The sequence below is a fragment of the Frondihabitans sp. PhB188 genome (assembly GCF_003752365.1).
In the GTDB taxonomy this organism is placed as follows: Bacteria; Actinomycetota; Actinomycetes; order Actinomycetales; family Microbacteriaceae; genus Frondihabitans.
This window is the reverse complement of record NZ_RJUO01000002.1, coordinates 121,806-145,139: the sequence shown is the minus strand read 5'-3', so window position 1 is coordinate 145,139 and position 23,334 is coordinate 121,806. Positions and strand designations below refer to the sequence as shown.

Annotated in this window: 21 protein-coding genes; 9 read left to right on the top strand and 12 right to left on the bottom strand. The window is 70.9% G+C overall.

The genetic code is table 11. The annotated features are described in order from the left end of the window. Positions 1–100: 100 nt before the first annotated feature. Entirely contained in the window at positions 101–1,048 is a 948-nt protein-coding gene (locus EDF46_RS05685; RefSeq protein WP_123505331.1) for a hypothetical protein, read from the top strand. 96 nt (positions 1,049–1,144) lie between these two features. Here EDF46_RS05685 and EDF46_RS05680 read toward each other — a convergent pair whose 3' ends face one another. Further along, positions 1,145–1,426: a hypothetical protein gene (locus EDF46_RS05680; protein ID WP_123505330.1), complete on the bottom strand. Its 282-nt coding sequence runs from the start codon at positions 1,424–1,426 to the stop codon at positions 1,145–1,147. Next, positions 1,426–2,574, bottom strand: a complete 1,149-nt coding sequence (locus EDF46_RS05675) for an inorganic phosphate transporter (protein WP_123505329.1) — start codon at positions 2,572–2,574, stop codon at positions 1,426–1,428. The genes EDF46_RS05680 and EDF46_RS05675 overlap by 1 nt, the downstream gene beginning before the upstream one ends. Positions 2,575–2,673: 99 nt before the next feature. On the opposite strand from EDF46_RS05675, the gene EDF46_RS05670 reads away from it, so the two are divergent. Further along, on the top strand, positions 2,674–3,975 hold the full coding sequence (locus tag EDF46_RS05670; RefSeq protein WP_123505328.1) for a glycosyltransferase 87 family protein: 1,302 nt from the start codon (positions 2,674–2,676) through the stop codon (positions 3,973–3,975). Between the two features lie 54 nt (positions 3,976–4,029). On the opposite strand, the gene EDF46_RS05665 is transcribed toward EDF46_RS05670, so the two are convergent. The 4 genes from EDF46_RS05665 to EDF46_RS05650 all read right to left on the bottom strand — a co-directional run bounded on the left by EDF46_RS05665 (position 4,030) and on the right by EDF46_RS05650 (position 7,777). After that, entirely contained in the window at positions 4,030–5,370 is a 1,341-nt protein-coding gene (locus EDF46_RS05665) for an O-acetylhomoserine aminocarboxypropyltransferase/cysteine synthase family protein (protein WP_123505327.1), read from the bottom strand. 88 nt (positions 5,371–5,458) lie between these two features. Then, positions 5,459–6,154: a GntR family transcriptional regulator gene (locus tag EDF46_RS05660; protein ID WP_158614165.1), complete on the bottom strand. Its 696-nt coding sequence runs from the start codon at positions 6,152–6,154 to the stop codon at positions 5,459–5,461. After that, a complete protein-coding gene (locus tag EDF46_RS05655; RefSeq protein ID WP_123505325.1) occupies positions 6,141–6,833 on the bottom strand; it encodes a GntR family transcriptional regulator in 693 nt (230 codons plus the stop codon). The genes EDF46_RS05660 and EDF46_RS05655 overlap by 14 nt, the downstream gene beginning before the upstream one ends. A 254-nt stretch (positions 6,834–7,087) precedes the next feature. After that, positions 7,088–7,777, bottom strand: a complete 690-nt coding sequence (locus EDF46_RS05650; RefSeq protein ID WP_123505324.1) for an endonuclease/exonuclease/phosphatase family protein — start codon at positions 7,775–7,777, stop codon at positions 7,088–7,090. A gap of 454 nt (positions 7,778–8,231) precedes the next feature. On the opposite strand from EDF46_RS05650, the gene EDF46_RS17990 reads away from it, so the two are divergent. Genes EDF46_RS17990 through EDF46_RS05630 form a run of 5 tightly spaced genes read left to right on the top strand, consistent with a single transcriptional unit; the run spans position 8,232 to position 11,088 of the window. Further along, positions 8,232–8,507, top strand: coding sequence for a hypothetical protein (locus EDF46_RS17990; protein ID WP_148061152.1), 276 nt, complete (start codon positions 8,232–8,234; stop codon positions 8,505–8,507). Then, on the top strand, positions 8,480–9,448 hold the full coding sequence (locus EDF46_RS05645) for an ATP-binding cassette domain-containing protein (RefSeq protein WP_233579893.1): 969 nt from the start codon (positions 8,480–8,482) through the stop codon (positions 9,446–9,448). Before EDF46_RS17990 ends, EDF46_RS05645 begins: the two co-directional genes overlap by 28 nt. Before the next feature lie 38 nt (positions 9,449–9,486). After that, entirely contained in the window at positions 9,487–10,179 is a 693-nt protein-coding gene (locus EDF46_RS05640) for a hypothetical protein (protein ID WP_148061151.1), read from the top strand. Beyond that, a complete protein-coding gene (locus tag EDF46_RS05635; protein WP_123505321.1) occupies positions 10,176–10,433 on the top strand; it encodes a hypothetical protein in 258 nt (85 codons plus the stop codon). The genes EDF46_RS05640 and EDF46_RS05635 overlap by 4 nt, the downstream gene beginning before the upstream one ends. 37 nt (positions 10,434–10,470) lie before the next feature. Further along, entirely contained in the window at positions 10,471–11,088 is a 618-nt protein-coding gene (locus tag EDF46_RS05630; RefSeq protein ID WP_123505320.1) for a nucleoside/nucleotide kinase family protein, read from the top strand. Between the two features lie 53 nt (positions 11,089–11,141). On the opposite strand, the gene EDF46_RS05625 is transcribed toward EDF46_RS05630, so the two are convergent. After that, a complete protein-coding gene (locus EDF46_RS05625) occupies positions 11,142–13,322 on the bottom strand; it encodes a glutamine synthetase III (protein ID WP_123505319.1) in 2,181 nt (726 codons plus the stop codon). Between the two features lie 152 nt (positions 13,323–13,474). Further along, on the bottom strand, positions 13,475–14,071 hold the full coding sequence (locus EDF46_RS05620; RefSeq protein ID WP_158614164.1) for a TetR/AcrR family transcriptional regulator: 597 nt from the start codon (positions 14,069–14,071) through the stop codon (positions 13,475–13,477). A 142-nt stretch (positions 14,072–14,213) separates the two neighbouring features. Between EDF46_RS05620 and EDF46_RS05615 the strand changes: the two genes are divergently transcribed. After that, complete coding sequence (locus EDF46_RS05615; protein ID WP_233579892.1) at positions 14,214–15,656, top strand: DHA2 family efflux MFS transporter permease subunit; 1,443 nt, start codon at positions 14,214–14,216, stop codon at positions 15,654–15,656. Between the two features lie 144 nt (positions 15,657–15,800). Here the strand turns inward: EDF46_RS05615 and EDF46_RS05610 are convergent, their stop codons facing one another. Further along, positions 15,801–16,346: a GNAT family N-acetyltransferase gene (locus tag EDF46_RS05610; protein ID WP_123505316.1), complete on the bottom strand. Its 546-nt coding sequence runs from the start codon at positions 16,344–16,346 to the stop codon at positions 15,801–15,803. Between the two features lie 39 nt (positions 16,347–16,385). Here EDF46_RS05610 and EDF46_RS05605 point away from each other — a divergent pair, with 39 nt between their 5' ends. Beyond that, on the top strand, positions 16,386–16,955 hold the full coding sequence (locus EDF46_RS05605; RefSeq protein ID WP_123505315.1) for an XRE family transcriptional regulator: 570 nt from the start codon (positions 16,386–16,388) through the stop codon (positions 16,953–16,955). Positions 16,956–17,401: 446 nt separating this feature from the next. On the opposite strand, the gene EDF46_RS05600 is transcribed toward EDF46_RS05605, so the two are convergent. Genes EDF46_RS05600 through EDF46_RS05590 form a run of 3 tightly spaced genes read right to left on the bottom strand, consistent with a single transcriptional unit; the run spans position 17,402 to position 23,249 of the window. Further along, positions 17,402–18,700 carry a M1 family metallopeptidase gene (locus tag EDF46_RS05600; protein ID WP_123505314.1) on the bottom strand — a complete coding sequence of 433 codons (1,299 nt, stop codon included), beginning with the start codon at positions 18,698–18,700 and terminating at the stop codon, positions 17,402–17,404. Continuing rightward, complete coding sequence (locus tag EDF46_RS05595) at positions 18,697–22,662, bottom strand: Pls/PosA family non-ribosomal peptide synthetase (protein WP_123505313.1); 3,966 nt, start codon at positions 22,660–22,662, stop codon at positions 18,697–18,699. The genes EDF46_RS05600 and EDF46_RS05595 overlap by 4 nt, the downstream gene beginning before the upstream one ends. After that, the gene (locus tag EDF46_RS05590) at positions 22,659–23,249 is read right to left on the bottom strand and encodes a 4'-phosphopantetheinyl transferase superfamily protein (RefSeq protein ID WP_123505312.1); all 591 of its coding nucleotides are present in this window, start codon (positions 23,247–23,249) and stop codon (positions 22,659–22,661) included. Before EDF46_RS05590 ends, EDF46_RS05595 begins: the two co-directional genes overlap by 4 nt. Between the last annotated feature and the right edge of the window lie 85 nt (positions 23,250–23,334).

The following is a 23,334-nucleotide window of genomic DNA, read 5'->3' as shown; positions in this document are numbered from 1 at the left end:
TGTCGTCAACCGGGTCGCGCCGTGTCTCCCCAGTCGTGCAGTTGTCCACAGACTGCACAGGCGCAGGATCTCCCCGCCGCCGCCGGGCCACCCTGGTCGAGTGCCTTCGCTCCCCGCCCTCCCGCACCTGCTCCGCTCCTCCACCTCCCTCCAGGCCCGACGCCTGGAGCGCGCGGCCGCCGAGGGCCGGCTGATCCGCGTGCATCCGGGCGTCTACGTGCGCGCCGCCGACTGGGCGGGTCTCCTTCCCGAGCAGAAGCACGTGCTGCAGGTGCAGGCCGCCTCGACCTCGCTGCTGTCGAGGCTCGTGTTCTCGCATGAGTCGGCCGCGGCCGTTCACGGTCTGCCCTTCCTCTCGGGCACGCCGAAGCCGGTGCACGTGACCGATCCGGAGCGCGAGCGGGGGCAGCGCTGGGCCGGCGTGGTCAAGCACGCGGGTCCGCTCTCAGACCTCGAGATCGAGGTGGTCGACGGGGTGCAGGTCACCACGCTGGCCCGCACCTGCGTCGACGTCGCGCTGACCTGCCTCTTCGCGGACGGTCTCGCGATGGTCGACGCGGCTCTCGCCGGCGGCATCGTGACCCACGACGACCTGGTGAGACTGCTCGCCGATCGTCCGACGGCCCGTCGCCGCGCCTCCGCCTGCCGCCTCATCGAGTTCGGCTCGCCCAAGGCGGGCTCGGCAGGAGAGTCCCTTGCGAGGCTCCGCCTGTTCGAGCTCGGCGCTCCGCAGCCCTCGTTGCAGGAGCCGTTCGACGACGCGGACGGCCTGATCGGCTTCGTCGACCTCTGGTGGGAGGAATTCGGGATAGCCCTCGAGTTCGACGGCGATCACAAGTACACGAACCCGCGGTACGCGAACGGACGGACACCGGCGCAGATCGCCCTCGACGAGCGAAAGCGGGAACGCCGCCTGCTCGCGCACCCTCGCGTGCGCACGGTCGTCCGTTCGGAGTGGCGCGACCTCCTGCAGCCGATCCGGCTGAGGTCGGCCCTTGCAGCGGAGGGCCTCCCGTTCGGTCGGCCGAGGCCCACGATCGCGACATGACACCACCAGGAATCCTGGTGCCATGTCGCGATCGTGGGCGCTGATGTCGGGATCGTGGGCGAAAGGCGGGAGGCGGGCGCAGGTGCCGCGCGGGGGCTAGTGGAACTGCGGGATGATCAGGTACAGCGCGTAGAGCACGGCCAGGCCGCCGACCCCGATGCACGCCCAGCCGCCGGCGGTGCGCGTCGGCGAGCGATCGGTCACGGGCGTGCTGCCCTCGCCGACCGGGAAGCCGTTCGCATCGACGGCGCCGGTCTCGAGCTCGCCGTTCGCCAGCAGGCGCAGGCCCGCCGAGAAGAACAGCACCACGACGGCGGTGGCGGCCAGCGCCACCAGGAAGACGACGACGAACGCGCCCCAGTCGACTCCGAGGAACATCAGCGGACTCCTTCCGTCTCGAGCTCCGGCGCGTCGGCCGACGTGCCGGCGACATCATGCGCCGAGATGGGCTTGCGCTTGGCGAGCACGTAGAACGTCACGCCGGCGCCGAGGGCGAGGACCGCGACGACGACGAGGCCGATGGTGCTGGTCGACGCCACCCATGCGGCGACGCCGCCGACGAGCGCGGCCGCCGGGAGGGTGATGACCCAGCCGGTGGCGATCCTGCCGACGACGCCCCAGTGGACGATGGCGAGGCGCTTGCCGAGGCCGGCGCCGATGACCGAGCCCGACGTGACCTGGGTGGTCGAGAGCGCGAAGCCGAGGTGCGACGAGATCAGGATGGTCGCCGCCGACGCGGTCTCGGCCGCGAAGCCCTGCGGGGACTGCACGTCGGTGATGTTCTTGCCGACGGTCTTCATGATGCGCCAGCCTCCGACGTAGGTGCCGAGTCCGATTGCGAGCCCGCAGGCGAGGATCACCCAGAGCGCCGGGCCCGTTCCTGCGCCCTGGTACCCCGCGGCGATGAGCGTCAGGGTGATCACGCCCATCGTCTTCTGGGCGTCGTTGGTGCCGTGCGCGAGCGAGACGAGGGAGGCGCTCACCGTCTGCGCGTGCCGGAAGCCGCGCTCCGAGCCGCGGGCCCGGGCGTTGTGCGTCATCCGGTAGGCGGCGAAGGTCGCGAGCAGCGCGACCGAGCCGGCCACGAGCGGCGAGGCGAGGGCCGGCACGACGATCTTGGTCAGGACGACGCCGAAGTCGACTGATCCGACGCCGGCGCCGATGACGGCCGCGCCGATCAGGCCGCCGAACAGTGCGTGCGTCGACGACGAGGGGAGGCCGAGGTACCAGGTGGTGAGGTTCCAGAGGACGGCGCCCACGAGGCCGGCGAAGATCATGACCGGGGTGATCTCGATGCCGCCCGGACCCTCTTTGATGATGCCGTTCGAGACGGTCTTGGCGACCTCGGTCGACAGGAACGCGCCGACGAGGTTCAGGACGGCCGAGATGAGCACGGCGGTCCGCGGCTTGAGGGCGCCGGTGGCGACCGAGGTCGCCATGGCGTTCGCGGTGTCGTGGAAGCCGTTCGTGAAGTCGAACACGAGGGCGACGACTATGACGAGTATCACAGTGAAGAGCACGTCCATGGAGAACCCCTTTCGTTGGCGCGACCGTAGGCCCGGATCGTGAACGCAGGATGAACCGGGGCGGACGAGGGTGCGCCCGGGAGTGTCTATGCTCGAAGGGTGCCAGCTCGTCCCCTCGCCTCCCTCTCGAAGTGGGCGCAGGACGCTCGGGTGCTCTGGTCGGGTCTCGTGCTCGTGCACGTCGTCGTCTTGATCCTGAGCATCCCGTACATCCTGAGCGGCGAGCTCGGCGGCGATCTCCCGGTCTACGCGAAGTGGGCCTCCGACGCCGTCGACCGCGGCCAGTGGCCGGTCTTCGCCACCGACTGGGTGTACCCGGCGGGCGCCCTGCTGCCGATCGTCGGCTCGCGCGTGCTCGGCGCCGGCCTCTACACGGTCGTCTGGGTGGTGCTCGTCGGCGTCGCGAACGGGATCGCGCTGCAGGCGCTGATCCGCCGCGGCCGCTTCGTGCGCTCGCAGTGGGCGCCCGGGTTCTGGGTGCTGACGATCGCCGTCCTGGCCGCAGTCGACCTGCTCCGCCTCGAGGGCTTCACGGCGCCGATCGTCGTCGTCGGCATGCTGTTCCTCGGCTCGCGCCCGTGGGTCGCCGGCTTCCTGCTCGCGGCGGCGACCTGGATCAAGGTGTGGCCGGCCGCGGTCATCGCCTCGGCCGTCGTCGCGACGAGCCGCCGCTGGATCGTCCTGATCACCGGCGCTGCCGTCTCTCTCCTCGTCTCGTCCATCGTGCTGATCGGCGGCGGGGGCGCCCACCTCGACAGCTTCGTCACCCAGCAGAACGGGCGCGCCCTTCAGGTCGAGGCGCCGCTGGCGACGCCGTGGCTCTGGATGTCGCTCGCCCGAGTGCCCGGGGCGCACCTGATCCACAACCGCGTCCTGCTCACCGAGGAGGTCACCGGCCCCGGCGACCAGTGGCTCGTCTCGCACGCCACGGCCGTGATGTTCATCGTGATGGCGGCCCTGATCGTGGTGCTCGCCGTGGCGACCCGCCGCCTGTCGACGCTGCCGCACGCCCTGGGCCGCGAGGTCGACCTCGTGCTCGTCGGCGCGCTGGCGCTCGCGTCGGCCTTCATCGTCTTCAACAAGGTCGGGTCGCCGCAGTACGTCCTGTGGCTCACGCCGATCGTCGTGGTCGGCCTGGTGCTCCGCCCGCCGGACTGGAAGACCCCGGCCATCCTCGCCCTCGTCGTCGCCGGGCTCACGACGCTGGTCTACCCGGTGCTCTACATCCCGCTGCTCGACCTCGCGCCGATCGCGCTCATCGTGCTCGGCGCCCGCAACGTCATGCTCGTCGTGGTGCTCGCCTGGTCGGTCGTCAAGCTGGTGCGCGCCGCGTTCGTGCGGCCGGCGGTCCCGCTCGGGACGCGTCCGATGGGCTCGCCGGTGCGCAGCACCAGCTACTAGGAGTCAGAAGCGGGCGCAGGAACGCTGTTCCGCAGGAACGCTGTTCCGCAGGAACTAGGCGGCAGCGTGCTCCCGCTCAGCGTCCGACAGCGCCGGCACGGTCGCGGCCCCGGCAGCGTCGAGCGCCCGCTCCAGGTCGCGCAGCAGGTCGCGCACGCTCTCCAGCCCGACCGACAGCCGCACCGTGCCGGGCGTGATGCCGCGCGACAGGCGCTCCTCCTCGGTCAGGTGGCCGTGGATCGTCGAGCCGGTGTGGATAGCCAGCGTGCGCACGTCGCCGAGGTGGGTCATCTTGCTGATCAGCTCGAGCGAGTCGATGAACGCCTTCGACGCCTCGAGCCCGCCGGCCAGCTCGAACGTGACGACGGCCCCGGCTCCCTTCGGCAGGTACTTCTGCGCTCGGGCGTAGTACTCGTTGCCGACGAGGCCCGGGTAGTCGACGGCCGTCACCTCGTCGCGGTGCTCGAGCCACTGGGCCAGCGCCAGGGCGTTCGCCACGTGGCGGTCCATGCGCAGCGACAGCGTCTCGATGCCCTGGAGGAGCATGAACGCGCTGGTCGGCGGCAGCGTGGGGCCGTAGTCGAGGGCCGTCACGCTCCGGAGGTAGGTGAGGAACGCGAGGGGGCCGAAGCGCTCGACGAACGAGGGCACGCCGGTCGGGCCGGGCGACGCGATGTTCGGGAAGCGGTCGGTGTGGGCGGACCAGTCGAACGTTCCTGCGTCGATGACAACGCCGCCCAGGACGGCGCCGTGACCCGAGAGCCACTTGGAGGTCGAGTGGATCACGAGGTCGGCGCCGTGCTCGATGGGTCGGGCCAGGTACGGCGTCGCCACGGTGTTGTCGACGATCAGCGGGAAGCCGCCCTCGTGGGCGATGCGGGCGAGGCGGGCCAGGTCGACGACGTCGTTCTTGGGGTTCGGGATCGTCTCGGTGAAGAGGGCCTTCGTGGTCGGGCGGATCGCCGCGGCCCACACCTCGTCGGGCGCGTCGGCGGGGATCAGCTCCACCTCGACGCCCTGGCGGCCGAAGCTGCGCGCGAACAGCGTGCGCGAGCCCTCGTAGAGGCTGTCGGTGGCGAGGATGTGGTCGCCCGAGACGGCGAGGGCGTTGAACGTGAGGGCGATCGCCGCCGTGCCGCTGGCGGTCAGGAGCGCGGCGGCCCCGCCCTCGAGGTCGGCGAGACGGCGGGCGACGGCGGCGTTCGTGGGGTTGTCGGTGCGCGCGTAGGCGGCGCCGGGGATCGTGCCGTCGAAGCGGCCCTGCCCGTCGGCGAACGAGTCGAAGACGAAGCCGGCCGACTGGTACATGGGCGTCAGGCGCGCACCGTGGTCGCTGTCGAGGTTCGTCCCCGCATGGATCTGGCGGGTATCGAAGTCGTACGACGAGCTGGACATGCGGCAGGGCCTTTCGCGGGGTTGGTCTGAGCAGGCTAGCCGAGGCGCGTGGGAAACCCGGGGCTGTTCGTCACACGCGTACACATAGTCAGCCGTGCACGAACGCGGGCTCGCGCGCGAGCCGCTCGTGGAAGACCGCCATGCCCTCGTCGTAGTACCGATGGAAGGCGGCGACAGTGCCCTCGACGTCGTGCTGCGCGGCGCACGCGATGGCGTCGTTCAGCGCAGGGTTGGTCACCTCGCGCGGAACGAGGTGCCCGAACTGGCCGAGCACGCGGAGGAGGTGGGGCCGGAGCCGCGCCAGCGTGCGCTCGAGCGGGGCGTTGTCCAGGCTGTCGACGAAGGGCTGGAAGAGGCCCGCCGTCGCCGCACCCGTGAAGATCGACTCGGTGTCGACCTCGTCGCGCCCGGCGAGCGATGCCACCCACGCCTGCATGCCGGCGATCTGCGGGTCTGTCAGCAGCGGGGTGCCGTAGCGCACGGCCATCAGGTAGAGCGCGCGAGCGGTGTCGTCGGCCTCGAGGTAGTACCGCAGCGACAGCGGGGCCACTCGCGTGTAGAGATTGGGCACCGACTCGACCAGGCCGATATGGGTCAGGCGCAGGATCGCCGTCCGGACCGTGGCCCGCGACAGGCCCAGCTCGCCGGCGAGCGCCACGTCGTGCACGCGCTGTCCGGGCTCGAGGCGGCCTCGGATGATGTCGCCGCTGAGCCGGTCGAAGACGTCGTCGGTGAGGAGCCGCCGGTTCGGGACGATGAGGGCCTCACGCTCAGGAACCGGCACCGGACGCCTTTCGGTAGGGGCGGAGCTCGTCGCCGGTGACCCGATCGATGAAGTGGCTCATCGTGCCGTCGAGGAACGCGCGCATCTCGGCCTCGAAGCCGTCGGCGTCGTGCTCGCGGCAGCGCCGGATGACGATGTCGAAGTAGCCGCGCACCGGCGTCGTGTCGAGGTGGTCCTTGAAGCTGTTCACGCCGAGGGTCAGAAGGGGCGCGTGCACCTGGATGCTCTCGATCAGGACCGTGTTGTCGCAGTGCATGACCACGCATGCCACGAACCGGTCGATCGGCGATGGTCCGGGTGGCCACTCGCTGGCCGGCGCGGCGCGGAGCTCGTCGTTGAGCGCCTCGAGAAGAGGGAGCTGCTCGCCGGGAAACCGCAGGATGCCCCAGTGCATTGCGCGAGTGACCAGGGCGGCCCAGACGGCCGCCGACTCGGCGTAGGTGCGCGGCGACACGTGCGCGACCTTGGTGAAGCGGTTAGGAGCCATCTCGACCAGTCCGATGTCGGCCAGTTGGGCGAGCGCCTCGCGGATCGGGGCCCGGCTGGTGCCGAGCCAGGCGATCAGGTCGTCGTCTCGGAGGCGGTGGCCCGGTGGGAGACGGCCGTCGAGGATGGCGTGGGTGAGCTCGGTCAGGACGGTCTCGCGCAGAAGAGTGCGCGCGATCCTGTCGTCAGCCATTCACCGTCCTTCGTGCGTGTACCCCGACCGGCGGAGACAGCGGGCGGGCCGTGAGCCTGCTGAACAGTACACGCGGAGCCGCGCGACCGTTACCGACGTGACATAGAAGAAGAGAAGGGCGGGAGCCTCTTACCCGAATAAAAGAGCTCCCGCCACCGCCGGATCAGTGGCGTAGTCAAGATACTAATCAGATCACTCCGAGTCGAGCAACATGGAAGAAAACATTCTGCCGAGAATGTTTCGAGTACGTGACATCAGATTGCGACGGCCGCCACGCTCGCCAGCAGCAGGATCGGACGATGGTCCGACTTGCCCTGGGGGAGCGACAGGACGCTGGCGATCTTCATCCCCATCGTGGTAGCGAAGTCGAAGTGCCCGCTGAAGCCCGAGCGGGAGTACGTGGGCTCCTCGGTGATGGAGAGCTCGTAGCCCGTCTTCAGGAGGTGCTTGCGCAGCCCCTGGCGGAACCACGGGTAGTTGAAGTCGCCGACCATCACGGTCGGGACGCCGCCGGCGAGCTCCTTGAGCTTCTCGTGCGCCAGGCCGATCTGGCGGCGGCGCAGACCGTTCGAGGCGGTCAGCGGAGCGGCGTGGAAGTCGGCCACGACGAGCTCCTCGCCGGTCACGAGGTCTTTCAGCCGCGCGGCGAGGAGCCGCTCGTGGGCCGGGGCCATCACGCGGTCGTGCATCGACTTCATCAGCGCGAAGAGGCTCGTGCCGAGCAGCTCGAAGCGGTCCTCGCGGTAGTAGAGCGCGAGCCCCAGGCGGTTGGTCTTCGTCGAGGCCGCCAGCTTCAGTCCCAGGATCTGGTCGGGGATGTCGGTGCTGTCGCACTCCTGCAGGCACAGGACGTCCATCCGGTGAGCCTCGACGAGGTCGGTCAGCTCCCCGATCGCGAGGTGCTCGCGAAGGTTGTAGCTGACGATTCTCAGATCGGGTTCCATATCTGCATTCTCTCGCTTGCGACGGTGCTGCGCGTTCAGGAACGCTCCGGAGTTCATCGGAACGTCACGGATCTCATAGGAACGGTTCGGCGTGGACGCTCGCTCCGCTTGGTCCGAGCAGTGGCTGGATTTCGCCATTGACATGTGGTGCACACACTCGAAATACTGCATAGGCGCGACCCAGAGGGCCCCGCCTCGGCTCGCACCAGCGCCAACTGACGCGAGCTATCGATAGCCGGAAGCGCCGGCTACCGAGATGGGAAGAATGCACGTGAAAACTAATCGAACGACCTGGAAGTTGCGCCACAGAATCGTTGCCACTCTCGCTCTCTCCGCTGTTGGCGTCGCAGGTTTCTCTGCTGCGGCTTCGGCCGCTCCGGCACCGCTGGCGGCCGTTGCCGCTGGACCTGTCGGCGGGTCTTTCCCCTCCTCGTCCGTAGCCGCATCTGGAGCGGTGATCCCGCTCACCATTGGTGGGTCCGTCCACGAGCCGGTGAGTCCGGTCGGCCCCTCCGACTGCCCTAGCGATTCACGAGCCAGCATCAAGCCCCTTATTGATGCAGCGGTGAAGATCATCAAGAAGATACCCGGATGGTGGTCGAAATTTGCCGCGGGTGTCAAGAAGGCTTGGGCGTGGTTCAACACCAACGTCTGGAAGCCGCTCGTGAAGCTCGCCAATGCACTCAGCGTCCTGGTGACAGGATGGGAAATCTGGAGCTGGTTCCACTGATGCATGCTAGGAATGGCGGGCTCATCGTCGATCAACTGACCAAGTCGTATGGATCGAAGACGGTCGTCGAAGGTATCTCGTTCACGGTGCCGACCGGGACCGTGGCCGGGTTCGTCGGCCCAAACGGATCAGGTAAATCGACGACGCTCAGGATGATGATCGGGCACGCCCGACCGGACTCCGGCCGCGCTCTGTTCGATGGCTCGCCGTTCCCGGCGCTTCGATCACCTGGACGGACCGTAGGCGTTCTCCTCGATGCTGCGGCGCAGCATCCTGGCCGAAGTGTCGTCGAGACCGCGTATCTCGCGGGCCTGATGATCGGCGTCACGCGGAAGCGCGTGCTGGCTTGTCTTGAAGCGGTCGGCGTCGAGTCAGTGGCCAAGAAGCGGGTGGGGGCCCTTTCCCTCGGGATGCGCCAGCGCTTGGGGATCGCAATCGCCGTCCTCGGGGCACCCCGCTTTCTCATTCTCGACGAGCCAGCCAACGGACTCGATCCGGAGGGGATCCAGTGGTTGCGGCAGTTCCTCCGGGGCTTCGCGGACCACGGAGGAACCGTCGTGGTGTCCAGCCATCAGCTTTCGGAAGTCGCCGCTGCAGCAGATTCGATTGTGGTCATCGACCGGGGGCGGCTCTCGGCAGTCGGAGTAGGGACAGCTACTAACCCGGCTTCGATCCTCGTCCGCTCGTCCGACGACGTTCTCCTTCACGAGACCCTCAGCCGTGCTGGCTTTGCTGTGTCAATCGCGGAAAACGGAGGACTGAGCGTCGAAGGCGATGCTTTCGACGTCGGTCGAGTTGCCTTCGAGCGGGGGATCCTCCTCGGACACCTCGCGCCGCACGAATCATCCCTCGAGGAGGCCTTCCTCGCCGCCACGCATGGTGAATACGCGGGACTAGGCGGCGAGCGGCTACTCGATTTCGTCAGGGGCGGTGGGCGATGACTTTCCTTCGATGCTTCCAGGTCGAGTTTCGGCGCTCCGTGGACACCCGCGCATCCCGGGTGCTCCTCGCTGTCATGGTCGCGCTGGGGGTTGGCGCGGCGCTTCTCGCCTCGCAGGGTGGCGCTCGACTCAGCGAGTTCGTCGGGTCGGCATCGCTCCCTCTGCCGTTGCTACTGCCGATCGTCGCAGTCTTGGCGACTACTGGTGACTGGACCCACCGTTCAGCGCTGACCACCTACGCGCTGGTCCCGCACCGACAGACTGTGCTCGGCGCCAGGGTTCTCGCAGCAATCGCGCTCGTACTCGCTACAGCCTTCGCCATCACCGTGCTCTCGGTCTCGGCTTTCCTCGTGCTCCACTGGGGCGATTGGACTGTCTTCGACGGGCCTGCCCTGCGCGTCTCGATCTGGTCGGTGTTCGCATTCTCGCTCGCGGCGGCACTCTCTGGAGTGGCGATGGGCTCGTTGCTCCTCAATACGCCTCTCGCGATCGTCGTCACGATGGTCGTCCCCATCGCGTATGACATCGCCGTGACACCCCGGCTTCCCGTCGTCGGGGAGTGGTTCTCGAGTCTGGGATTCAGTCTGTGGCTGACCGAGCCGCAATGGACGTGGCTCTCACCGACGGATGAGTTGACAGGCGTTGGTCCCGCGCTCACATCGCTCGTGGTGTGGGTCTGCCTTCCGCTCCTTCTCGGAGCGGTGAGGCAGGTCAGGAGGGAGGTCCGATGACAGACGACAGGGAGCCGCCGCGCCGCTTTCTCGACCTCGTCGTGGCTCGGTCGGTCCTGGCGGTCGCTCTGACCGCAGTCAGCCTGGTGCTCTTCCTCCACGAGGCGAAGCTGTCGCTCATGCCGATGGTGATGGCGCTCCTTCTGATCACGAAGGGCAAGAGCATCGTCGACCGGAAGGCGCCGCCGATCGCCTTCCTCGTCATGGTCCCGATGATCGCGGTCATAGTCGTGGTCGCACTCGGGCGGGCGTGACGGGCCGGCGGCAAGGGGCACCGGGCAGACTGGTCGCATGCCGATCGCCGACCTCGTCCAGCGCGTCCGACACCTCCAGCTGAAGCACGCCGGCCGACGGCTCATGATCGGGATCGCGGGGGAGCCCGGCTCGGGCAAGTCGACGCTGGCGACCCGCCTCGCCGAGTCGCTGGGCGACGCCGCCGTCGCGCCGATGGACGGCTTCCATCTGGCCAATGCCGAGCTCGGCCGCCTCGATCTCGCCGAGCGCAAGGGCGCGCCCGAGACGTTCGACGCCTGGGGGTACCTCGCCCTGCTGCGACGCCTTCGCACGGCGGACGAGCCCGTGGTCTACGCGCCGATGTACACGCGCGACGTGGAGGAGAGCATCGGCTCGGCGATCGCCATCCCGGGCGACGTGCCGATCGTCATCAGCGAGGGCAACTACCTGCTCGGCGACGACGACCCGTGGCCTCTGGTCCACGCCGAGTTCGACGAGGTGTGGTTCGTCGACACGCCTCGCGACCTCCGGCTCTCGCGCCTGATCGAGCGGCACGAGCGGTTCGGCAAGTCGCCCGAGGCGGCGCGGGCCTGGGCGACGGGGCCCGACGAGGAGAACGCCCTCGTCGTGCGGATGTCGCGCGAGCTGGCCGACCTCGTCGTCTCGGTCGACTAGGCGGAGGCGGGGTGGGCGGGCGCCGGGACTTCCTGCGCCCGCCTGCCGCGGCGCTAGAGGACGAAGAGGAGCTCCTGGTACGTCGGAAGCGGCCAGAGGTCGTCGGCCACGATGGTCTCGAGCTCGTCGGCTGCGCCCCGGACCGCCAGCATCGCCGGCAGCAGAGCGTCGCGGGCGTGCTCGGCCTCGGCGAGGGCGTCGTGGCCGGCGTCGGCAGTCAGCGCGTCGCCGAGCGTCGCGAGGGCCGAGCGGAGCGCCGCGACGGGCGCGCTGATGCCGTCAAGCGGAGCCAGATCGACGTCGGTCATGCCCGCCGCCTTGAGAGCGGCGATGTTGGTCGCGATCTCGGTCTGGTGGCGCACGGCCGCGGGGAGGATCACCGTCTGGCCGATCTCCTGAGTGAGCCGCGCCTCGACGCCGATGGCCAGGACGTACTGCTCGAGGCCGATCTCGTAGCGGCTGTGCATCTCGCGATGGGTGAAGACGCCGTACTTCTCGAAGAGGGCGAGCGCCTCGTCGGTGATCAGCTCAGGAAGGGCGTCGAGCGTGGTCTTGAGGTTCTTGAGCCCGCGCTTCTCGGCCTCGATCGGCCACTCGTCGCCATAGCCGTTGCCGTTGAAGACGACGGCGCCGTGCTCGGTGATGATCTCGGTCAGGAGCGTCTGCACGGCGGAGTCGAAGTCGACGCCCTCGGCGACGGCCGCCTCGAGCGTCGTCGCGACGTAGTCGAGCGAGTCGGCCATGATCGTGTTGATCGTCACCATCGGGGCCGCCACCGTCTGGAGCGAGCCGGGAGCGCGGAACTCGAAGCGGTTGCCCGTGAAGGCGAAGGGGCTCGTGCGGTTGCGGTCGCCCGGATCGGTCGGCAGGACGGGCAGCGTGTCGACGCCGATGGTCATCGTGCCGCGGCCCTTCGACGACGTGGCCGGGCCCCGCGCGATCTGCTCGAAGATGTCGGCGAGCTGGTCGCCGAGGAAGATCGAGATGATGGCCGGGGGAGCCTCGTTCGCGCCGAGACGGTGGTCGTTGCTGGCTGACGCGACCGACGCGCGCAGCAGGCCCCCGTAGAGGTGCACGGCCCGGATCACGGCAGCGCAGAAGACCAGGAACTGCGCGTTGTCGTGGGGGTTGTCGCCGGGAACGAACAGGCTGCCGAGCTCGCTGTTGCCGAGCGAGAAGTTGACGTGCTTGCCCGAGCCGTTCACGCCCGCGAACGGCTTCTCGTGAAACAGGCACTCCATGCCGTGCTTCTTCGCGATCGACTTGAACGTCGTCATCAGGAGCTGCTGGTGGTCGGCCGCGATGTTGCCTCGCTCGAACATCGGCGCGATCTCGAACTGGCCGGGCGCCACCTCGTTGTGGCGCGTCTTCGCCGGGATGCCGAGCTTGAACAGCTCGCGCTCGGTGTCCATCATGAAGCCGAGCACGCGCTCGGGGATGGCGCCGAAGTAGTGGTCGTCGAACTCCTGGCCCTTGGGCGGCTTCGCGCCGAAGAGGGTGCGCCCGGCGTTCATCAGGTCGGGCCGCGCGAGGAAGAAGTGGCGGTCGACGAGGAAGTACTCCTGCTCAGGACCGCAGAACGACACGACGTGGTTCACGTCGTCGTGGCCGAAGAGCCGGAGCACTCGCTCGGCGTGCTCGCCCATCGCCTGCTGCGAGCGCAGGAGCGGCGTCTTGTGGTCGAGCGCCTCCCCGGTCATCGACACGAACACCGTGGGGATGCAGAGCGTGTTGCCGTTCGGGTTCTCGAGCACGTAGGCGGGGCTGGTGACGTCCCAGCCGGTGTAGCCGCGGGCCTCGAAGGTGTTGCGGAGGCCGCCGTTGGGGAAGCTGGACGCGTCGGGCTCGCCCTGCACCAGCGTCTTGCCGGCGAACTCGGCGAGGGCGGTGCCGTCGCCGACGGGCTCCAAGAAGCTGTCGTGCTTCTCGGCGGTGAGGCCGGTCAGCGGGTAGAACACGTGGGCGTAGTGCGTGGCGCCTTTCTCCAGGGCCCAGTCCTTCATCGCGGACGCGACGGCGTCGGCGACCGCCGGGTCGAGCGTCGCGCCGTGCTCGATGGTCGCGACGACCGACTTGTAGACCGACTTCGGGAGGCGCTTCTGCATGACGACCCGGTTGAAGACGTTCTCGCCGAAGATCGCTCCCGGAGCCTCGTCGAGCGAGAAGCTCACGGCCGGAGGCACGTACGCCTCGACGTCCTTGATGGCTTGCAGGCGGGCGGCGTTTCCGGTCATGGCTTCTCCTGAGATTCGGGCTCGGGCGGCGGCGTGCCGTTCGACGTCGGGGATCCTGCTGCGGAACGACCCGTCGGGCCAAATCTAGGGAACGAGGCTTTCTCGGATGTTTCGGACGCGTGACGTTTGGCGACGGGGTGGTGACGGCGCGCCTACGCGCTCGCGGCGTCCGGCCCCATCGTCTCGAGAACGAGGTCGAGCTTGTGGCCGAAGGCGGCGCAGGCCAGCTCGGTGGCGTCGGAGTCGCGTCCGAACAGCGACGGCATCTCGATGCAGAGCAGCACGCTCGTGAGCATCCCGTACGACAGGAAGGTCTGGACCTCCTCGGGGGCGAAGCCGGCCTCGTCGCGCAGGAACGCGTACACCTCGAGGAAGCCCCGGCGTGCCGCGACGCCGATGACGGGGTCGCCGCCCGACACGAAGCCCTGCATGAGCGAGCGGTGCAGGCCCCTGGTCTTCACCAGGTCGATGAACGCGTTGCCGAGCTTCGGGACCAGCGCCTCGGCGGGCTCACCCGAGCTGCGGTGCTCCGCGAGCTGCTCGCGGAAGCTCACGAGCAGCATCGCCAGCGCCGCGTTGATGACTTCGAGGAACAGCGCCTCCTTGGTGCCGAACATGCGCACGACGTAGGGCTGGCTGATCCCAGCGGCCTTGGCGACCTGGTCGGTCGTCGTGCCGTGGTAGCCGCGGTCGCCGAACACGCTCGTCGCCGCCTGGATGATCTGCTCGCGGCGTTCCGCGGAGGTCATGCGGGTATCCGGAGCCGATTTGGTAGCCATGCTTGACAGGTTATCATTCGATTACTACGGTTCGAGTAATCATTCGATTACAACCATCCCCGTTCCTGAGAGACCACTCGTGTCTCGTAAGAACAGTCCTGAAGGAGCACTCGTGTCCGAACGAACGAGCACACGCCGGATTCCCGTCTGGCTGGCCATGGTCGCCGCCTCCCTGCCGATGTTCATGGCGACCCTCGACAACCTCGTCGTCACCAGCGCTCTCCCGGTCATCCACGAAGAGCTCGGCTCCACCGTCGAAGACCTCCAGTGGGTGACCAACGCCTACACGCTCTCGTTCGCGGCGCTCATGCTCCTGGCCGTCAGTCTCGGCGACCGGTTCGGACGTCGCCGCCTCTTCGTCGGCGGCATCGTCGTCTTCACGGTCGCGTCGGCGCTCGCCGCGATGAGCACCTCGTCCGGGGCGCTGATCGCAGCCCGTGCACTCGAGGGCGCCGGCGCGGCGGCCGTCATGCCGCTCTCGCTGACCCTGCTCGTCGGCGCGGTCTCAGTCCGCCTCCGGCCGATGGCTATCGGCATCTGGGGCGGCGTCTCCGGACTCGGCGTCGCGCTCGGGCCCCTGATCGGCGGCGCAGTCGTCGAGGGCTGGAGCTGGGAGTCGATCTTCTGGCTCAACGTGCCGATCGGCATCATCGCCGTGCCGCTCGCGCTCTACGCCCTGCCCAACACCTTCGGCCTGCGCGTCCGTGCCGACATCGTGGGCGTCCTGCTCGCCGGGCTCGGCGTCCTCGGCGCGGTCTTCGGCATCGTCCGCGGCAACGATGCGGGCTGGTCGAGCTTCGAGGTGCTCGGCTCCCTGATCGGCGGCGGCGCTCTGCTCGCGGCCTTCCTGATCTGGGAGAGCCGCAACCCGACGCCGCTCCTGCCGCTCCGCCTGTTCCGCGACCGCAGCTTCACCCTCGCGAACTTCGTGGCTATGAGCTTCAGCTTCGGCTCCTTCGGCGCGGTGTTCATCCTGATCCAGTTCCTGCAGGTGGTGCAGGGCAAGACCCCGCTCGAGGCCGGAGTCGCGACCATGCCGTGGACCCTCGCACCCATGATCGTCGCCCCGCTCACCGGCCTGATCGCCCCGCGGGTCGGTACCCGCATCCTCATCGTCTCCGGCCTCGCGCTCCTGAGCGCCGGGCTCTTCGAGATCGCCCTCACCATGAGCGCCGACGTCGGCTACCTGACGCTGCTCCCCGGCTTCCTGCTCGCCGGCGTCGGCATGGGTGCCGTCTTCGCGCCGATCTCGACGGCGGTCCTGACGAACATGGCGCCCGACGATCACGCGAAGGCGTCCGGCACGAACTCGACGCTGCGCGAGATCGGCGTCGCGCTCGGCATCGCCGTCCTGACCGCCGTGTTCACCGGCGCCGGCGGGCAGCTGACGCCGACCGGCTACGTGTCGGCGGCCGTCCCGGCGGTCGTCGTCGGGGCGAGCGTGCTGCTCGGCTCGGCCGTGCTGGCGGCCTTCCTGCCCTCGGGCATCGTGCGCAGGAACGCGGACACCCCCGCCGACCTGCCCGCCGTCCCCGACCTCGTCGCCGCCCCCTAGCCCTGCCCGCCCCGCCCCGCCCTCCCTCTGTCCGGTGAGGAGTCGCTGGTTGCTCCCGCCGACAGGCGTCTTCGACAAGCAGCGACCCCTCACCGGGGGCGGGGCGGCGGGCGGGGCGGGGCGGCGGGCGGGGGCGGGGCGCGGTCAGGTCAGGTCGGCGGGCTCGCCCTCGGCGGCGGGGGCCAGCCGCTTCTGCAGCCACGCCGTCGAGTGCCACCGCCCTAGCTTCCAGCCGATGTCGGCGAACGTCGCCACCCGCTCGAACCCGAGGGCCTCGTGCAACCCGAGGCTGGCGTCGTTCGGCAGTGTCATGCAGGCGGCGGCGATGCGGAACCCCCGGTCGGCCAGCCGGGGCAGGAGCGCGCCGTAGAGGGCCCGCCCGCCGCCGCGCCCGCGGTGCGCCGAGTCGAGGTAGACGCTGACCTCGGCGGCCCAGCGGTAGGCATCGCGGCCGGAGAACGGGCCCGCGTAGGCGTAGCCGACGGTGGTGTGGTCCAGTTCCAGCGTCATCCAGGCATGCCGGACCTGAGCCTCGGCGATGCGGCGGCCCATCTCGTCGGCGGTAGGGGCGACGCTCTCGAAGGTGATGGCCGTGTCGGTCACGTAGGGCGCATAGATGCGGGCGCAGGCCGCGGCGTCGTCGGGAGTCGCATCGCGGACGAGGAGCGCGGGCACGGTGGGGTCGGACATGGCACCATAGTAGCCAGATCAAGTCGTATAGTTGCACCCATGACCGACGACCTGACCGACTCGCTCGCGGCCGCCCTCGCCGGAGCCCGCCACAGCCGCGACCTCAGCGTCAGCGCCCTCGCTGATCGGTCCGGTGTCTCACGCGCCATGATCGCCAAGATCGAGCGCGGCGAGGTCCAGCCGACCGCGGCGCTGCTGGGCCGCATCTCAGGAGCGCTGGGCATCACGCTCTCGGAGCTCATCGCGCGCGCCGAGAGCACGGGGGCCGGCGGGCGCGTGGCGCGGTTCGGCGATCAGGCCGTGTGGACCGACCCCGAGACCGGGTACCACCGCCGCTCCGTCTCGCCCGGCGCCGGCGGCCCGATCGAGCTCGTCGAGGTCGAGCTCCCCGCCGGGGTCCGCGTCGACTACCCCGCCGACTCGTACTCGTTCACGCACCACCAGATCTGGGTGCTCGACGGCGAGCTCACCTTCGTCGAGGGCGCCGAGACGCACCACCTCGCAGCCGGAGACTGCCTGCAGCTCGGGACTCCGGTGGCCTGCGCCTACGTCAACGAGTCGGCGGGTCCGTGCCGCTACCTCGTCGCGCTCGCGCGGCGCGGCGCCTAGCAAGAGGGGCGTGTCGGCGGGCGTGCGTTGGCAGGGGCGGGTCTCCGGAGGCGCGCCGACACCTGCCAGACCCCGCCCGTCCGTGCCCGGGTCCGCGTGTCGGGCGGTGCGTGCGCGCTTCCCTGAAATGCGAGCGGGGGCGCAGGAACGTGCGCCCCGGCGCGGAACCCCGCACCGCCCGCACCCCGAGCGCCGTCGGGCCGCGCCTCCGGCAGCCCGCCGTCCGCGCCTCCGACAGCCCGCCGTCCGCGTCTCCGGCGTTTTGCGCCCACGCGCCGCCGAGCTGCCAGCCGTCGGCATCTCAGGCGCCGTGCACCCTGGACTTGCGGCGGCCCGCCGTCGCCGGCTCGGCCCGCGCGCTTTCCCTGAGTTGCGCGCACCCGCAGCGCCGCTGACCGTCGCCACGCAGCACCGCCCGCCAGCCAGCCGGGCCCGCAGCCGGCCCGCTACCCCCGCGGCAGCGCCGGCACCGCGAGCCCGAACAGCCAGGCGTCGAACAGCTCGCCGAGGTCGGCCCCCGCCTTCTCGGACGCGAGCGCGACGAAGTCCGTCGTCGTCGCGACGCCGTGATGGTGGCGCGTCGTCCAGGTGCGGAGGGTGTCGAAGAACACGTCGTCGCCGACGCGTGCGCGGAGCGCCTGCAGGGTCACGGCGCCGCGCTTGTACACGCGGTCGTCGAACATGGCGTCGGGCCCGGGGTCGCCGACCACGATGTCATGCGGCAGGCCGGCGAGGCGGGCGCGGGCGGAGGCCGCCAGGCGCGCCGCCGAGGGGCCGCCGGAGGCCTCCGACCAGAGCCACTCGGCGTAGCAGGCGAAGCCCTCGTTGAGCCAGATCTCGCCCCAGCTCGCGACGCCGACGCTGTTGCCGAACCACTGATGAGCGAGCTCGTGCGCGATCAGGCGCTCCGACCCGCTGCGGCCGTCGGCGTGGTTCGCCCCGAAGATCGCGAGCCCCTGGGCCTCGAGCGGGATCTCCAGATCGTCGTCGGTGACGACGACCGTGTAGGCGGCGAACGGGTACGGGCCGAAGCGCTCGGTGAAGGCTGTCATCATCTCGGGCAGCAGCCCGAAGTCGTGCCCGATGCGCGAGCGGAGGGCCGGCGGCCCGGCGAGGGTTCCGGGGACGCCCGCGAGGTCGACCGGGAGGATCTCGTAGCGGCCGATCTGGACGGTCGCGAGGTAGGTGGAGGTCGGCTCGGGCTGGTGGTACTCCCACGTCGTGCGACCCGACTTCGTGCTCCGCTCGGCGAGCACCCCGTTGCAGACCACCGCGTAGGGCTGCTCGGTGGCCACTCGGATCACGTACGACGCCTTGTCGGACGGGTCGTCGTTGCACGGGAACCAGGTCGGCGCCCCACTCGGCTGCGCCGCCACGATGACGCCGTCGGCGAGCTCCTCCCACCCCACGGTTCCCCAGATGCTGCGCCGGGGCGCCGGGGCGCCGGCGTACTCGATCACCACGACGAACTCCTCGCCCGCGTCGATCGCCTCGGGCGGCACCACCACGAGCTTCGCGGCAGTCTGCGAGAGGCGCGCCTTGGTGCCGTCGACGCGGACCTTCGAGGCGCGGAGCCCCACGAGGTCGAACGAGAGGCGGCGGAGGTCGGCCGTCGCGCGGGCCGTGATCGTCGCGGTGCCCTGGAGGCGGTTCGTCGAGACCCGGTAGACGAGGTCGAGGTGGTACGAGCTCGTGCGGTAGCCGGGGTTTCCGCTGTCGGGGAGGTAGGTGGTGCGTCCCGTCACTGAGCGGCCGCGCGGTAGTCGGAGACGCGGACCTCGCGCCAGGGGCCGATCGGGTTTCCCGACCAGCGGCTGCCGGTGGGGACGCCCTCGCCGCGCATGACGAGCGACGCGGGCCCGACCGTCGCGTGGGCGCCGAGGCGGGCGGCGGGGAGGACGACGCTGTGCGGCCCGAGGGTCGAGCCGGGGTCGAGGGTGACGGTGTCCATGCTCATGATTCGATCATGAAACAGGTGCGTCTGCACGACGCAGCCGCGATTGACGGTGCTGCCGTCGCCGAGCCGTACGAGGTCGGCCTCGGGCAGCCAGTAGCTGTCGGTCCACACGCCGCGGCCGATGGAGGCGCCGAGCGACCGGAGCCACCAGACCAGCGCCGGGGTCCCGGCGGCGGGCTGGGCGAACCACGGGGCGGCGCAGAGCTCGACGAACACGTCGGCGACCTCGCTGCGCCAGACGAAGCTCGACCAGAGCGGCTTCTCGGTGGCGCGGATCCGGCCCACGAGCGCCCACTTGGCGGCCGTCGCGGTGAGCGCCGCGACCGCGCCCGCGGCGAGCATGACGGCACCCGAGAGCGCGATGGTCCAGCCGAGGCCCACGGCGTCGACGAGCGCGATCAGGGCGAACAGGAGCGTGAGGCCGAGCAGGCACGACACGACGACGGGCACGAATCGGCCGAGCTCCCAGAGGATGCGCGCCGCGCGGATGCCGGCCGGCGGGCGGAAGGTGCGGGCCTCGTCGGTCGCGGCGACGGTGCGGCGGAGCCGGACGGCCGGCGAGCCGAGCCACGACGACCCGGCCTTCGACTTCTTCGGAGCGGAAGACAGCACGGCGACGAGACCGTCGCGGGGCACGGTGTGGCCGGGGCCGGTCATGCCGGAGTTGCCGAGGAAGGCCCGCTGGCCGATCTCGGCCCGCGCGATCCGCAGGTACCCGCCGCCGAGCTCGTACGAGGCGACCAGGGTGTCGTCGGCGAGGAACGCGCCGTCGCGGATCGTGGTCATCGACGGCAGCAGCAGAACCGTCGACGCCTCGACGTCGCGGCCCACCTCCGCACCGAGGAGGCGCAGCCAGACGGGCGTGAACAGGCTCGAGTAGAGCGGGAAGAGGAAGGTGCGGGCGAGGTCGAGCAGCCGCTCGGTGCTCCACACCTGCCAGCCGGCGCGGGAGCGCACGGGAAATGTGCCCTCGGCGACGCCGAGCGCCAGGAGCCGGACGAAGGCGACGACCAGCACGGCGGCGGTGAAGCCGGCCAGGAGCGTCGCGGGCACGAGCAGCGCGAGCGCGCGGGCGAAGACCTCGCCCAGCGAGCCCGATCCTGCGACCCCCAGGGCGAGGACGGCGCCGCCGCCGGCCAGGGCCGCGACGGGGAGGAGCGCGAGCACCACCGACGACAGACCGTACGCGAGCAGCCAGCGCTTCGGGGCCGCGGGGCGATCGGCCGGCCACCAGGTGCGGTTCTTCCCGACGCGTGCCGCGGGGGAGCCGGCCCACTCCTGCCCGGAGGGCACGCGCCCGAAGACGGCCGACCCGGGTGCGACCGACGAGTTCTTGCCGATGCGGGTGCCCGGGAGCAGCGTCGAGCGCATGCCGACGGTGGAGCCGGCGCCGATCCGGATGGCGCCGATCCGGACGACGTCGCCGTCGATCCAGTAGCCCGACAGATCGACCTCGGGCTCGATCGACGCGCCGCGGCCGACGCGGAGCATGCCCGTCACCGGCGGGAGCGCGTGCAGGTCGACGCCGGGGGCGATACGGGCCCCGAGAGCTCGGGCGTAGTAGCTCACCCACGGCGCGCCCGCGAGCCCGACGGCGCCGATCTGGTGCGCCACCTGCTCCGCGAGCCAGAGCCGCAGGTGCACGCCGCCCCCGCGCCGGTAGTCGCCGGCCTCGACGCCCGTCAGCAGCAGTCGCGCGGCGACGACCGAGATGGCCATGCGGCCGATCGGGCTCACGAACACCACGATCAGGATCACCAGGGTCAGCCAGCCGACGGACGGCAGAGCGCGGAACGCGTCGCTATCGGCCCAGTGGAGCAGCGTCGAGGCCGTCAGCGCGTACGTGAGCCAGCGCACGCCGCTAAGGATGTGCAGGGGGATCCCGAGCAGGGTCTGCAGCCACTGCATCCGCAGCGGCGTCGGCTCGGAGCGGTGGTAGTCGTCGCGGGCGGCCTGACCGCCGCCGCGCACGGCGAGGGCATCCGCCATGGCACCGAACCGCGGGTGGGAGTAGATCTCGGCGACTGTGAACTCGGGATCGCGCTCGCGGATGCGCGCGACCAGCTGCGCCGCGGCCAGCGAGCCGCCGCCGAGGTCGAAGAAGTTGGCGTCCCGGTCGTCGATCGGCAGGCCGAGCACCGCCTGCCAGTCGGCGGCGAGGATCAGCTCGTCCGAGCCGAGACCGGCGTCGGCGCCGTCGATGCTCGTCGCCGGGAGCGGCCACGGGAGGGCGTCGCGGTCGATCTTGCCGCTGGTCTTGGTGGGCAGGTCGCCCTCGACGAGGGCGAGCAGCGGGACGAGGGCCGCGGGGAGCCCCTCGCGGAGCCGCTCGAGCGCTGAGCCGCGGTCGAACGCCTGCGCGTCGGCCACGGCGAGGTAGCCGACGAGGAGCTGGTTGCCGGCGTCGGTCCTCCGGACGGCCGCCGCCGCGCCGCCCACGCCGGGCAGCGCCAGCAGCGCCGCCTCGATCTCGCCCAGCTCGATGCGGCGGCCGCCGACCTTCACCTGGTCGTCGGCGCGGCCCTGGAAGACCAGGCCCTCACGCTCGAACCGCACCAGGTCGCCGGAGCGGTAGGCGCGCTCCCAGCCGAGGCCCTCGTGCGGCGCGTACTTCTCGGCGTCCTTCGCCGGGTCGAGGTACCGGGCCAGGCCGACGCCGCCGATGATGAGCTCGCCGACCTCGCCCTCGGCGACGGGCCGGCCGTCGGCGTCGACCACAGCGGCGTCCCAGCCGTCGAGCGGCAGGCCGATGCGGACGGTCTCGCCCGGTACGACGAGTGCGCCGGTCGTGACGACGGTGGCCTCGGTGGGGCCGTAGGTGTTCCAGACCTCGCGGCCCTCGCCGGCGACCCGGTCGACGATGTCGGGCGGCAGCGCCTCGCCGCCGAAGATCAGCAGGCGGACGCTCTCGAGCGCCTCGGCGGGCCACAGGCCGGCCAGCGTCGGCACGGTCGAGACGGCGGTGATGCCGTGCAGCACCAGCCACGGCCCGAGGTCGGCGCCCGTGCGCACGAGCGAGCGCGGGGCCGGCACGAGGCAGGCGCCGCTCCGCCAGGCGAGCCACATCTCTTCGCACGACGCGTCGAACGCCACGCTCAGGCCGGCGAGCACGCGGTCGCCGGGGCCGAGCGGGTCGACGCCGGGCGCGTTCAGGAACATCCGCGCTTCGGCGTCGGCGAACGCGGCGGCCGAGCGGTGGCTCGCCGAGACGCCCTTCGGCGTGCCGGTCGAGCCCGAGGTGAAGATGATCCAGGCGTCGTCGGCCGGCAGCGGGGCCGTTGCGGGCAGAGCCTCGGCGCGGCTGCGGTGCGGCGCCGGCCCGGCGAAGATCGAGGCGGCGCGCGTGGTGCCGCCGCGCGGGTCGAAGACCCCGCCGGCTCCGACGACGCCGACGATCCCGGCCTCGCCGAAGACGAGCGCCGCGCGCTCCTCGGGGTCGTCGGCGTCGACGGGCACGTACGCGGCGCCGGCGGTGAGCACGGCCAATATGGCGAGGTAGAGGAAGCGGTCGCCCGAATGCATCCGCACGCCGACCCGGTCGCCTCGGGCGACGCCCGCCGCGGTGAGCGCGGACGCTGCCGCGCCCACCTGCACGGCGAGCTCGCGGTAGCTGAGGGCCCCCTGGTCGTCCTCCAGCGCGGAGGCCTCGGGGAACGCCGCCACCGTCTGCCGCAGCACGTCGACGAGCGTGCGCTCGGGCGGAGTCCGGTCGGAGCCGAGCAGGAGGCCGGGGCGCGAGTCGTCGTTCATCGGTTGCGCACCCTAGTGGACGCCGGCGACGCGACGGTGAACGCCAGCGCCCCCACCAGCGGACCGTCCAGAGCGAGGTCGACGATCCGCTCGTCGTCGGCGCGCACGGTGGTCATCGGCCGGGTGAGACCCTCGCCGGTCGCCTTCAGGAGCGCCTCTTTGCGCACCCAGGTGCGCAGCAGGTCGGACGATGCCTCGCCCTCCGCCAGCAGAGTGTCGGCGAGGGAGGGTGCCGCCCCGAGTTCCTGCGCCCTCTCGATGTCGACGCCGACCGGCTCGTCGGCGACCGCGATCGCCGCCCACCGCCCCGAGCGCGACAGGCTGAAGTGCGGGCCGTCGGCGAGGGAGGGCTTGCCGTGCCGCTCGCCGCACGAGAAGCAGGGGGCGCGCAGGAACTCCAGGCCGCCGCCCGCCACCCCCGCCGCCTCGCCCAGCACGTCGCGCAGCCCCGCGTGCGCTGCCGCGTACCGGCGTGCGTCGCGGGCGCTCGCGAACCGCGCAGCCCGCCGTCGCTCGCCCGCGTCGAGCGAGCCGGTGTCGATGGGCGCGTCGCAGTCGACGATCCACACCCGAGCGTCGTGGGGCATGCCTCGACGGTAGCGGCCCGGGTGGTCCTGGAGGACGAGACGATCCGATCCGGGGAGGGATTGCCTGGCTGCGGAGAGCCCCTAC

What these genes read in the sequence shown, in the direction of transcription:
- EDF46_RS05610 (WP_123505316.1), bottom strand. Translation starts at nt 16,346, where the DNA reads ATGTCCGACCCCACCGTGCCCGCGCTCCTCGTCCGCGATGCGACTCCC.
- EDF46_RS05645 (WP_233579893.1), top strand. Translation starts at nt 8,480, where the DNA reads ATGGGAAATCTGGAGCTGGTTCCACTGATGCATGCTAGGAATGGCGGG.
- EDF46_RS05590 (WP_123505312.1), bottom strand. Translation starts at nt 23,249, where the DNA reads ATGCCCCACGACGCTCGGGTGTGGATCGTCGACTGCGACGCGCCCATC.
- EDF46_RS05680 (WP_123505330.1), bottom strand. Translation starts at nt 1,426, where the DNA reads ATGTTCCTCGGAGTCGACTGGGGCGCGTTCGTCGTCGTCTTCCTGGTG.
- EDF46_RS05675 (WP_123505329.1), bottom strand. Translation starts at nt 2,574, where the DNA reads ATGGACGTGCTCTTCACTGTGATACTCGTCATAGTCGTCGCCCTCGTG.
- EDF46_RS05605 (WP_123505315.1), top strand. Translation starts at nt 16,386, where the DNA reads ATGACCGACGACCTGACCGACTCGCTCGCGGCCGCCCTCGCCGGAGCC.
- EDF46_RS05650 (WP_123505324.1), bottom strand. Translation starts at nt 7,777, where the DNA reads ATGGAACCCGATCTGAGAATCGTCAGCTACAACCTTCGCGAGCACCTC.
- EDF46_RS05595 (WP_123505313.1), bottom strand. Translation starts at nt 22,662, where the DNA reads ATGAACGACGACTCGCGCCCCGGCCTCCTGCTCGGCTCCGACCGGACT.
- EDF46_RS05655 (WP_123505325.1), bottom strand. Translation starts at nt 6,833, where the DNA reads ATGGCTGACGACAGGATCGCGCGCACTCTTCTGCGCGAGACCGTCCTG.
- EDF46_RS05625 (WP_123505319.1), bottom strand. Translation starts at nt 13,322, where the DNA reads ATGACCGGAAACGCCGCCCGCCTGCAAGCCATCAAGGACGTCGAGGCG.
- EDF46_RS05665 (WP_123505327.1), bottom strand. Translation starts at nt 5,370, where the DNA reads ATGTCCAGCTCGTCGTACGACTTCGATACCCGCCAGATCCATGCGGGG.
- EDF46_RS05635 (WP_123505321.1), top strand. Translation starts at nt 10,176, where the DNA reads ATGACAGACGACAGGGAGCCGCCGCGCCGCTTTCTCGACCTCGTCGTG.
- EDF46_RS05620 (WP_158614164.1), bottom strand. Translation starts at nt 14,071, where the DNA reads ATGACCTCCGCGGAACGCCGCGAGCAGATCATCCAGGCGGCGACGAGC.
- EDF46_RS05630 (WP_123505320.1), top strand. Translation starts at nt 10,471, where the DNA reads ATGCCGATCGCCGACCTCGTCCAGCGCGTCCGACACCTCCAGCTGAAG.